The organism is Ostreiculturibacter nitratireducens (genome assembly GCF_032670585.1).
Taxonomy (GTDB): Bacteria; Pseudomonadota; Alphaproteobacteria; order Rhodobacterales; family Rhodobacteraceae; genus Ostreiculturibacter; species Ostreiculturibacter nitratireducens.
In genome coordinates, this window is sequence record NZ_JAVQHL010000001.1 from 1,020,835 (window position 1) to 1,032,719 (window position 11,885).

5 protein-coding genes and 1 tRNA gene are annotated in these 11,885 nt (G+C 61.0%); 5 read left to right on the forward strand and 1 reads right to left on the reverse strand.

Annotation, left to right across the window (positions count from 1 at the left end; translation table 11 throughout):
* Window positions 1-96 precede the first annotated feature (96 nt).
* From ABCN56_RS04915 to ABCN56_RS04935, 5 genes are all read left to right on the forward strand, one after another.
* Window positions 97-1,425 carry a hypothetical protein gene (locus ABCN56_RS04915; protein WP_343079645.1) on the forward strand — a complete coding sequence of 443 codons (1,329 nt, stop codon included), beginning with the start codon at window positions 97-99 and terminating at the stop codon, window positions 1,423-1,425.
* A gap of 428 nt (window positions 1,426-1,853) precedes the next feature.
* The gene (locus ABCN56_RS04920; protein ID WP_343079646.1) at window positions 1,854-7,001 is read left to right on the forward strand and encodes a hypothetical protein; all 5,148 of its coding nucleotides are present in this window, start codon (window positions 1,854-1,856) and stop codon (window positions 6,999-7,001) included.
* A gap of 3 nt (window positions 7,002-7,004) precedes the next feature.
* Window positions 7,005-7,709 carry a CpXC domain-containing protein gene (locus tag ABCN56_RS04925; RefSeq protein WP_343079647.1) on the forward strand — a complete coding sequence of 235 codons (705 nt, stop codon included), beginning with the start codon at window positions 7,005-7,007 and terminating at the stop codon, window positions 7,707-7,709.
* Between the two features lie 131 nt (window positions 7,710-7,840).
* The gene (locus ABCN56_RS04930; protein WP_343079648.1) at window positions 7,841-8,374 is read left to right on the forward strand and encodes a hypothetical protein; all 534 of its coding nucleotides are present in this window, start codon (window positions 7,841-7,843) and stop codon (window positions 8,372-8,374) included.
* 31 nt (window positions 8,375-8,405) lie between these two features.
* Complete coding sequence (locus ABCN56_RS04935; protein WP_343079649.1) at window positions 8,406-11,426, forward strand: protein kinase domain-containing protein; 3,021 nt, start codon at window positions 8,406-8,408, stop codon at window positions 11,424-11,426.
* A gap of 382 nt (window positions 11,427-11,808) precedes the next feature.
* Here the strand turns inward: ABCN56_RS04935 and ABCN56_RS04940 are convergent.
* Window positions 11,809-11,885, reverse strand: a tRNA-His gene (locus ABCN56_RS04940).

Below are 11,885 nucleotides of genomic sequence, written 5' to 3' on the forward strand. Positions count from 1 at the left end.
CCGGAACTGCCGGGTAGTGCTTCTGGCGTAGAGAGACCGAATGGATATTCCGCCCACAGGCGGAACAAGGAAAGAACACGCGAGAGGGAAGAAGCCATGCCGATGGAAGCTGACGAACTCAGCGAGATGAAGAACCTGATCGCCGTCGCACGGAAACGCGAATTGTTCTTCGGCCTATGTCTCGGCAAGAAGCCCGAGGACTCGGTCCTTTACATGCACCGCAAGAAATCGCCCGAAATCCTCGCGAGGAACGCGAAGAAAGCTGGCGACACGCCCAAGGTTACAAGCGGCGTGGTGTCGGTTAAGGGCAAGGTGATGTCCCTCACATGCCAAGACGACATCCCCGCCGGAATGGCACGAGCCATGCGCCTCTTCCTGACGCGCAACGACTTCAAGATGAAGGTCGTGATCCTTGACACCGAGGGCCAGTTGATCGAGTCCGATGGAGACGACGAGGACGAAGCGCAGCTCGACGGGGCGGAAGCCGACGACGGCGATGACGAAGCCTTCCAGGCCAGCGGGGATCAGGAAGAGGACGAGGATGACGAGGACCAGTCGCCAGCCGAAGACCCCCTCGCCGCCGAATGGCACGAGGCCGAAAGCGAACTGTCCCAACCCGTCGAGGCATACATTCGTGCCGGGCACGAGAAATCGCCGGTCGTGGAAAAAGTCTGGGCCGGCGCGCTTCAGGCCGCCGGAAAGGGCGACTACAAGACAGCTTTGGACGTGGCACGGAGAATTCAACCGCTCGTCACGGCGGGGGAAGATGACGGCGGCGCGGAGCAACGCGAGGAACAATCGCCCGAGGCCGCTGCCTGGGCGAAGCTTCAGGGCCCCCTTGGCGATCTCTATGCCCGGGCAGTCGCGCACAATCCGCCGACTCGGACGAAACTCGAAGCAGCCTGGGCCATGGCCGTCGAAAAGGCAGATTCCGGCGATTTCAAGACCGCCCTGACCATCGCGGCAAAACTCAAGCCTGCTCTCGAAGCCGCAGCAGATGCCGGCCCGGCGGAGACCGAGATTCCGAAAGATGTCGTGGCTTTCCAGAAATCCCGAATTCTCTGGAGCAACACGCGGGCGAAGATGCTGAGCGAGATGAAGAAACTCGAAAGCGCCATCATCAGCGCCTGCGCAGGCGACGAGGATCTGTCGGCCGTGGTAGCGGAAGTCAGCAATTTGACCCGTCGCCTCGACGTGTTCGACCAACGCCTCGAAGATATCCTCGACCGGATCACCAACTCGCCGGACGGACCCGCGCGCGAAACCCTGAAGAGCGACGCGAAGGCCGCGATCGAAGCCTACAAACGGGCACTCGGCGACGACTTCTTTAACGACGTCGACGCCAACAACGGCTTCGTCAACGTCGCCGTGGCGTCGACCGCGCAGAAGTCGCTTGATGCGATATCCAAATCGCTGGGCGCCTAGCGACGCACGTATTCGATAAGCGGCGACCATCGTCCCAGTGCGCAAGCGCCTCTTAGGGGCGCATCGCCTGTCGAGCAGCAAAAGGTTCCCCGACCGTCATGCGGCTCGAAGCTTGTAGAGGCGCTCCGACGGTCCAAGCCGGAAACGTAACTCTCCGGGAATTTGTTGCGTCAGGCAACTAACTTTCGGTGCCAGAGAACCGCACTACCGGCGCCACATGCGGCGGCGTTTCATCCTGGCCATGGCCGAAACGCTGAACACCTCGGCGAACTCCGTTCGCGACTGGCGCCTGCGTTGCGACTTGAAACCTGTTTCCGTTGGACTCGCTGACGGCTCGTGGCTACCCTCTTTTCAGAAGTGAGACGTGCGAGGACAGAATGGCGTACGAAGGGCTCACCCCAAAACAGATTGAATTCATTAAGAAATACTTGATTAAGGTCGGCGCATTCAACAGGAAGCGCGAAAAGGCCTACAACGAAGAGCTGGTTGCCTCGTATCGCGCGCTACAGGACCGGATTACCTCGCTCCGCCGCGATGTCGACAAGTTTGGCGCGCAGCTGATCGCAGCCTCGATGAAGGCTCAGATCGACACAGCTGACAACATTGTCGGCCGCAATCCGGACGTTCCGGACATCCCCGGCGCGCACGCCGCCCTCGACGTCGTGGAGGCGATGCTTCTTGCCGGACAGCGCGCCGATGAATGGCAGGCACGGCGCGACCGGCTCGAACCGACGATGAAGAAGGCTCTCGGATCTCTCGTGAAACAGAAGGCCGAAATTCAGACGGCATGGACGGACTCCGAAGAAGCCGCGGCGCTCGGGGCCAAACGCACCGAGGTCGCCCCCTACGATCGCGCGCTTCGGCGCCTGGACGCCGTCGAGGAACTCATCCGTCAGGGCGTTGCCGAGCAGAAGATCATCCAACGGATCTACGAGACTCCGACCGGTGCCGAGAACATTGGGACCGTTGTCGCGGTATCAGCGGCGAAGACCGCGCTGGACGTGGAGGTCGCCAACTACAAGGCAACCGTCGAAAGCCTTGGCAAGACCTTCAAGCCCGATCTGCCACCTGCACTTCTGACGATCACCGGGGCCATCGACCAGATCGTTTCTAACGTGGTCAAGACCGACGCATACGCGCTGAACTCTGCGGCGGCCGAAGTGAAGACGAAGGTTGCCGAACTCAAGGAGGCGGCCAAGACCCCGATTGCCGAGCGGCAGAAATGGCTTTCCGATCTCGCGGCGGTCGAGGCGCGCCTGTCCACGCTGCGCAACCATAGGCAGGCGGGCAACGCCCAGCATATCGTCCCGAGGATCAACGTGATCCAGGGAGACATCAACGTCGCGACCGGCAAGGCAACGGCCCACGACTACGTTGGCGCTTCGGCCCAGATCGCCGGGCTTGCGGACGCGTGCAGCGAAACGATCACGCTGGCCGACGCCATCAGCAAGTTCAAAGCGATCGTGGCTGACCGGAATGAACGGATCGGTCAGATCGATGGCCTCGGAGGCTCAGCGCATGCGACCGTTGCGGCCCTGATCAACGAGGCGAAGGCGAAGCGGAATTCGGCGGTGGCGCTGGCCAGCCAGACACCACCCGACTTCGTCGCGGCGGTCAAAGCACTGAACGAAATGCCGCCGATGATTGACCAGGCAGTGCGTCTTAGCGCCTTCGCGAACTGGGTCAATAGTCAAATTGTGGACTACAAGAACGAATATCAGGGACTGAAGAGCTGGCAGGACGGCCTCAATCCAGCGGACGCGCCGCTCGACCCCGATCTGCCTGCGCTCGACAAGGTCATCAAGGACGTCGAAGCGCTGATGGGGGTCACCAACGAAGCCGGGACAAACCGTGGGCAGGCGATCGAGAAGGCCGGCGGTATCATTTCAACGTCCGGGCATTTCAAGACAGCGATCAAGACACGCAAGACGAATGCCGAAAAGTACTACGCGGCGCGCGCCGATCACGCAGCGCGCCTTGCGAAATTCGAGGGCAAGCCAGGTGAAGAGGCGGTGCGCGAATACGTTGCGCGCATGAAGGCCGACGCAACTCAGGCGGAAGGCGCGGCAAGCCGAAAGGAATACCACGTCGGTACGCAGCTCCTTGAGAGTTCCAGGGCGTCCGAAGCCGCGATGCTCAAGCAACTGGAACTCGGCGCCGCTTTCTTCCCGAAGTACGACGAGGTCCGAAAGCTGCTCGAGAAGATCGAGGGCAAGGAAGACAAGGAAGACCCAGACAAGTCGATCGCTCCCGATCCCAATCGCGAAAAGGCCGCTGATCTGATCGCCGAAGTTAAACGGCTGCGGGCCGAAGCCTACAGCAAGGGCGTGGCGCAGCGTGACTGGGAAACGGCGACAAGCCTGGTCGAAGCGGCCAAGGCGAGGGTCGAGGAAGCCGCCAAGATGCTCGCCGCGGTCAAGTCGCTGGAAGCGGGCAAACGGGAACTGGGCGAGGACACGCAGAATTTCACCGCAGCCTTCGCCGCTTACGGCACTATCCGGTCAGCCGCCGAGACCTACGCCGCCGGCGCTTTCGGCGAGAAGTTCACCCAGGCCGACGACGCGATGAAACGGGCGTCCGACGACAACTCCGGGCCGGACGTAGTGAAATCAAGCGTCGAGGCGGCCATCGCCATCTGCGAGACGATCATCTCGCTCGCCGGGAAGAAGAAGGCCTACGAGACAGCGCGCACCGCGGCGGACACACAGCACAAGGCCAAGGTGGTGCCCGCAGACACGCCAGAGAACGGCATCCATGAGCAGCGCGAAAAGATCGACAAGTTGCTCGAGGAGGCCTCCGACCTCGCAAAGCCAGAGGTCTACGACTTTGACCGCGCTACGGCGAAGATCGCCGAGGCGCTCACGCTTGCGAATGCGGTCCCGGCGATGCTTGCCGCCCGCGACGCTGTCAAAGACAAGATCAAGAACGTCAAGGATCTGATCACCAAGCTCGAAGGTCCGCAGTACGCGGCAGGCTGCAGCAAGGAGATCGACAGGCTCAAGAAGGTACTGACCGACTTCGAGGCGGCGGAAAAATCGCTGGATCTCGGCAAGATGAAATCGATCGCGGAAGCGGGCGATGCGCTTGTGGCCCCCTACGACGCTCTGGGTGAAGACTACAAGAAGTTCGTTCAGTCAAATCGTCAGGCACACTGCAAGGAGCGCTGGGATCTGGTAAAGGACCTTGTTCCGGATTTGGATGACAGCCAGTTCCCGCAGCGCAAGCGCACGCACGATTTCGTCACGAGCTTCAACCACCACGTCGCGCGGCACAATTACAAGGCCGCGCTGGAGGCCTACGGTCCGGTCTACTGGTCGTCAGAAACAGCCATCTTGGCAGCGAAGCAGTGGGGCGAGTACAAACCGGTCAAGCTCGACACTCGCAACGTGCTCGATGCGAAGGCTGCGGTGGCCGATGCGGCTGATACGAAGACGACCGATGCTCTCGCCGAGCTGGAAAAGCGCTTCAAGGCCGCCGAGAGCTGGGAAACTGTGCGTTTTGACTACGTCAAGGCCAAGGCGATGATGGAAGAAATCATCACCGACGCAAACGCGCTCGATACGGAGATCGCGGACTTCAAGAGTTACGTGACCAAGATTGGGGAACTGGACGTCGCGATCGATGCTCTCGAAGAGGCGGACAAGGCGGACGGCGTGAAGCCAGTGCTCGACAGACTGCGGAACAAGAAGGCCAACGCCGTAGCCATGGCCGACGGCGGCGATCGGACCGGGGCGATCGATCTTCTGACTGAAGCGATCGGAGAAGCCGGTGCAGCGACGGGCGATGCGGCCGCGGTCGGAAGCTTCGCCGATGCCGTCGGCAAGATCGCGACCGACGCGACGGAACCTGGCGCCGATCTGGCGAAGCTCTGCGATGACGCCGCGGCACAGATATCGTCGATCGTGCGGCAGATGGATGGCGTGGCGCTCATGCCAAGGCTTCTGGAGCTCGGTGACAGGATCGAGGCAGCCAAGGCGGGACTGCCCGGCGATGCCGATGCGGCCAAGAGCGCGCTCGCGGACGTCGCGGTCGGACTTGTGGAGATCCGAAAGGAGATGGCGCACCACGCGCAGATCATGCGCGAGATCGACACCGCCGTGGATCTTATCGGGCCGCTGGTCTCGGGCCACAAGAACGAGCATCCGCAAGCGGACTATTCGTCCGCTGAAGCCCAGAGCCTCCTGGACGGGCTCAGTACTGCCCGGAATCTGCTGCGTTCAGACCGCAGCAAGGCCGACGACGCGAGCAAGGCGATCGAGGACGCGCTCCGGAAATATCATCCGCTCAAGGCGGCAGCTGATGCGCACATCCTCTACGTGGACCTCCGCGATCAGGTCAGACCGCTCATCGATGAGATGGAGGAGCACGACTCACGCTACGCGATCCAAGACGAGATGGTCGAATTCCGGACAAGGATGACGGAAGCCGAGAACAAGGCGCTGGACAAGAAGCACGAGGAAGCAAAGAACCTGGTGAACCAAGCGAAGGCGATCCACGCCGGCGCGATGCTTCAGGCCAAGATGGCGGGCAACGGCACGCCCACCGAGGCCGAGGTGCTTGCGATCATCAATGGCCCGGGCGGCGAGAAGGCCTTCGACGATATTGTCAAAACGCTCGATCCGAACGCGACACGCGTGGTTCTAAGGGTCGCATTCGAGGCACGTTTCGGCTGCACGCTTACGATGCTCGAGAAAGAGAACAAGAACGCGGCAGGCGAAGTCACCGGAACCGTCGACGATCCGGACATTGACGCGGGCAAGGCCAAGAAGGGGCCGAACATGCGCGCGCTCTATGACGCGATGTGCCTCCTTCCGGCCGCCGACACCCTGACCAACGAAAGCCTGCTAGGGGTCACGCGCGTCGCCGAAGGCGGCGGTGCCTCGGACCACCATCCGGGCACCAAGGTCATGACGATGCGCGAAGGCGACGTCATGTACAGCGCCGCCTACGGGATCGGCCTTGATTACGAGCTCGAGGGTGTGCCGGAGAACCTCCGTCCGAAACCCGGAAAGGAGGTCCGCCGCTTCGACTGGAATACGCTTCACGAAGTGGGCCACGCCGTCGACGACAAGCTCAACTTCACCAATCGGCATCTCAAGAATCCCAGTTTCGGCGGCTGGGAGTACCCGTCCAAGGACGTGGGCCCCTTCGCCGAGGTCATTGCCAAGCATTTCAAGTTCGACAAGGACTACGTCACACAGGTCATGCTGCATAACACCAACCCTCCGGTTCCGGAAAACCCGAATCCCGACAGCATCGAGCCGGACGAATGGGAACGACGGCGCATCACCGTGAAGGCTTGGCTTGAGAACACCTTTTCGGGCCGCAATCCCTGGCAGACGACTTCATCCGCAAAGGCCTGCGAGATCAAGGGACGCTGTTATCACGAGTCAATGCCGGGCTACTGGGTGAGCTACCCAATCGAAGAACGCAGCAAAGGTGTGACTGGTTACCAGTTCAGGTCGCCGCTCGAATGGTTCTCTGAACTCTATGCCGCCTATCACACTGGGCGGCTCGCCGACGGTCATCCGGCCGAAACCTGGCTGTCGAAACTCAAGAACCCGGCGGAGGTCTGACCCATGTCCCTGTTCACAACGATGAACGTGACCTGTCCGTCTTGCGGCCAAACGATGACAATGGAGGCGGTCGGCAGCGTCAACGCCGACAGGCGTCCGGACCTTCGTGAAGCGATCCTGGAAAACGTGTTCCAACAGGTGCCATGCGTGAACTGCGGCGCGAATTTCAGGCTCGAGCCGGAATTCAGCTATCTTGACGTTGGCAACGGCCAGTGGATCGCCGCGATGCCGGCACGGCGGATGGTCGATTTCCGCGAGATCGAGCCGGAAACACAGGAAAGCTTCGACAGCGCCTATGGAAAATCCGCCCCCTTAGAAGCGCAGGCCGTGGGCGAAGGCCTGACACCGCGCCTTACTTTCGGCTGGCAGGGGCTGCGAGAAAAGATCCTGCTTGGTGAAGAGAAACTCGACGACGGGATCGTGGAGCTCTGCAAGCTTGAAGTCATGCGCAACATCGACGAAGCGCCGGTCGGCGAAGATGTGGAACTTCGTCTATACATTGCGGACGAGTCACTCCTGACCTTCCTCTTTCTCGACATCAACAGTGAAGAAACCCTCGAAGAAGCGCAGGCTCCCCGCGCGCTTTACGACGAGATCGCGGCGAAGCGGGATCAATACGGACCGCTGCTCGATCGGCTGACGAGCGGCCCGTTCGTTGACATGCGGCGGCTTTACATGGGCGAGGAGCAGCAGCCCCAGCCTGCCTGAGACACCGCTTGGCGAAGAAATCCCCGAGCACCTGTCCATTCACGCATGACTCCGCAGGCAGGTACGGTCGGTCTTTTCTTGACCCACCGGAAAAAGCCGGACGATAATTGGCTGCGCGACGAAAGCGGGATGTGCCAATGGCCGAAACCAAACTGCTGCCAGCCCAGATTGCCTTTGTTACGAAATACTTGAACTACACGCCGTCCGGCAGCGGCGGCACGCGCGCCGATGGCGATCTTCCCAAGACGGACATCGAGGCCGGTCTGCCCCCGGTGTCTCCCGTCGCGTTCCAGCGATCGCGGATTGTCTGGCTCGACGCCAAGAAGAAGATGAAATCCGAACTCGACAAGCTCCGAGCGTCGATCGCGGCATTGGCGGCTGATGACGAAGAGACCGACGCGATCCTCGCCGCGACCGATGATCTTATCGCGGAATTCGACGCCTTCGACACAAGGTTGGAGGACGTTCTGGACGACATTACCAACACCGAGGACGGTCCCAAGCGCATCCGCCTGCGCAAATCGGCCATGGGTGTAATCGACGCCTACAAGCAGGCACTGGAAGGACCGTTCTTCTCGCGCGTGGACGACAATCCATTCGGCAAAGTGGCGGTCGCCTCCACTGCTCGGCGATCGTTGTCGATGATCCAGAAAACGCTGGTCTGATTTCCGCACTTGCCAGAGGAGAACGACGCCAATGGCACTCGAAGACGAACAACTCAAATGGCTTGAAGCTGCGACCGCGGGAAAGCACCGCTTCAAGCGCCGCTCGATCACGAAGGAGTTCGAGGCCTACAAGCGCCGGCGCGAGAAGGCCGCGACTGCGCGCGACCTGCTCGCTCCCTCCGACCCGAACGTGGCAATCATCGATGCGGGATTGAAGGCGGCCGACGACGAGGCGGCGAAGGGGAAGTTCAAGGAAGCCTATGCCGCGCTCGACGATATCAAGCGCATCGCTAAGGCTTCGGCTGCCGGCCGCAGTGACGGTGTGATCGCTGACGACCTGAAGATGCATGCAAATATCCTGGAGTCTCAGGTCGCGCTTCACAAACAGCGCGTTGATTCACTGGAGGCCCGGACCAACGCCCTTCTGGACGAGGCGCGCCGCAACGATCCAGTGCGCAACCAGCCCACGTTCGAGGCAGCGCTCGTCGCCCGAGAGGCCTTCATCGCGGTCGAGGCACGGATGCGTAGCGATCAGTCGGCGCTGTTCAACGAAGCCAACTCGTTTGCTGACAGAATGGATGGCCATGACCTTAAGGGGCGCGTGGCAACGGCGGAAACACTTGCCGCAGCGCTGCAGAAGACCGGTCGAGACACGGGCATTGCTGGCGATGTCGCTCGGGTCACGGCTGCGAAGCAGCAACTGGCCGCGGCTGCGGGGCGCTATGCCACTGGCGATTTCCTGCGAAAGATGGGGTCCGACGCGCGGACCGCGCTTTTTGAGACCCTTGCGAACATCAGGTCGTTGGAGACCTATCAGAAACGCGACGGCGAAGGCACGACGCAAGACGCCAAGACGGAAACGATCCGTGGCAAGCTGAAGCCTACCGACAACCGCCTCGCCCTGATCGAGGCTGAGCAAGAGCGGCTCGAGAAGGCAATTGGCACTGTTACGCTTGCCACCACGTTGGACGATCTGACGCTTCTGGATACGTCGCGGCAGAAGATCAACACGCTTCCCGAACGCCCCAAGTTCGACATGGACAACGTGGTGGGCGGACTGCAGCCGATCGCGCCGGCCAATCCGGACGGCACGCGCGGCCATGTTTCGCTGCGGGCGATCGAAACGACGAAGGCCGAAGCACTGGCCAATCTCCGCCAGGCGACTCGCGCCATCATGGCCGACCCTGACCGCCTGTTCGACCTGACGCTGAAGCGCGCCGAGGACTTCCGCAAAAGCCTCGCGGCGGAGCTGCTGCCGGGAGTTCGCAGCAAAGACATGACGGAAAACGAAAAGCTCCTGTTGGCTGACGTCGCGGCGGAACTGGAAAAGGAGGTCTGCAAAGTCAGCCCGAACAAGGTTGCCGCCGACGGCCAGACGCTCGACATGGGCGGAACCGTTTACCGTGCAGATGCGGTTCTGGGACAGGGCGGCTTCGGGCGTGCACAGCGTTTCGTCGACCCGCAGACCGGCAAAGCCGTCGTCGTCAAGACCTTGCTGAGTAATGAGCCAGAGAAACGCAAGAACATGGTCGAAGAGATGGAGGTTCATTACCGGCTGATGCAGGGAATGGTGCCCGGCCAGGAATCCGCAATCGTCGAGATGAAAGGCGCGGCTAGGAGCGACGACGGATCGTTCCACATGATCATGGAAGAGATCGAGGGCGGCGAACTGGACGACGAGGCCAACCTTGTAAATGCCATGGAGCGTAGTGGCCTGATCCCGGAATCCGCGCGCGAACTGCTTGTCGCCGACATGCTGAAGAACACGGTCGAGGGGCTGATGGAGCTGGAACGCCTTGGCTTCGCCCATAACGACATGAAGGGCGGCAACGTCATGATGACCAAGGACGGCAAGATCAAGGTGATCGACTACGGTTCGTCCCGATTTGGCGATGACGAGGGAAAGCTCAAACCCGGCCGTTGGGCATCCACCCCACAATATGACCCGATGGATAGCGAGGTCAGCTCCAAGTCCGACGAATTCGCACTTGGTGTGATGATACGCAAGATGGTGGGTCAACTTTCACCGCAGCGCTGGGCATCGAAAAACATCAAGTTCGACGATCGCGGGCAGTTGCCCGACGCCATGAAAGACGACCCCGACAAGCGGAAATTCAGCGGCGCCCTTGGCGCGCTTCTGTCGGCGGTCGAGAACGAGAAGCCCGACGAGCGGCCGTCCTACGAGGCCTTGCTAGCCAGCACGGTCTTGATGCGTGACAGCGAAGACGTGAACCCCGAGGACGTCAAGGACCTGCGCGCGGCCTCGCTCCAGATGGCGGAGCAGATGCGTGGCATGAAGGTCGACGTCGACTTCGATGGAATCCAGGCGAAGGTGGCGAACAACAAGAGGTTCGAAGGCGTCGACATTCGCGAGCTTCTTGCCAAACAGGCGGATCTTACAGGCAATGACGTGAAGCTCAAAGAGGCGCAGGCCATTGTCGGATCGTTGGATGAAACGATCCGTTCGGCTTACGCAAACATGGCCGACGAAAAGAACGAGAACGTCCTCAAATCCGAAAAGAAGAAAATCACCGAAGCGATGTTGGCCCGTGAGGTCCTGATCGCGTCGGTCATCAATCCTGGGATCGAGGCACGCAGCGAGGACGGCAAACGCGAATACCAGGCTGCGATAGCGGACCCCAACATTCAGGTCGCCTATAAGGGAGCGAACGGCCCGGCAACCCTTTCGATCGGCGAGGCCGTCAAGCGCCGCGAATCAATTCTCGCCAAGTTGGCCGACATCAGGGACCGGTTCTACAAGTTCATCTCCCAAGCTGAAGACGTGAACATGGACAAGGTCGAACAGCTGAACGACATGATGACCAAGCTGGATGACGAATGCCGTTCGATAGAAGCGGCCGTCTACGGCACGGTCGGACCCGACGCGAAGTTCTATCTGGCACGAACCAAGGTGGCGGAGGTCGGCGCACGGTTCGGGACGGCGAATACAAGCTCCACCCACACCCCGCCGGAGCGCGACGTGGTCGACGAGATCACCAGCACCATCCTGAAGGGGCGCGAAGCAGCCGGGATCGAAAAGGCAGCAACCTAGACCGGGAACCCGAAGCCTTCGCCATCAACGACGTTCGCGGAACGATGGTGAAGCTTCCTGCCGACGCATGCGTGGCGGGCCAACTCCCCCCTTGCCGTCCGTTCTGATTCGGCGCAGACGTCGGCGAACGCATCCCAATCCCTTATGCCGCATCCAGTCGGCTGCTCCCAGCCACCACGACTTCTATCGAAAGGCCCTGATCAACGCTGGCCGCAAGCTCTCGGGTTCAATAAGCGTTCACGTGATCCAAGGCTGACCTGCCTCTGTAGTCTGATCCTGTGGCAACTGGGTCGACCACATCGCCGCGGCACTCGACAACAGCTTGGCTACGACGTCTGCAAACCGATCGGGCGACGAGAACATGTGATTTCAAGGGGAAGGATGGTACCGCCTCCCCGGCTCGAACGGGGGACCCCCAGATCCACAATCTGGTGCTCTAACCAACTGAGCTAAGGCGGC

What these genes read in the sequence shown, in the direction of transcription:
- ABCN56_RS04915 (WP_343079645.1), top strand. Translation starts at nt 97, where the DNA reads ATGCCGATGGAAGCTGACGAACTCAGCGAGATGAAGAACCTGATCGCC.
- ABCN56_RS04925 (WP_343079647.1), top strand. Translation starts at nt 7,005, where the DNA reads ATGTCCCTGTTCACAACGATGAACGTGACCTGTCCGTCTTGCGGCCAA.
- ABCN56_RS04935 (WP_343079649.1), top strand. Translation starts at nt 8,406, where the DNA reads ATGGCACTCGAAGACGAACAACTCAAATGGCTTGAAGCTGCGACCGCG.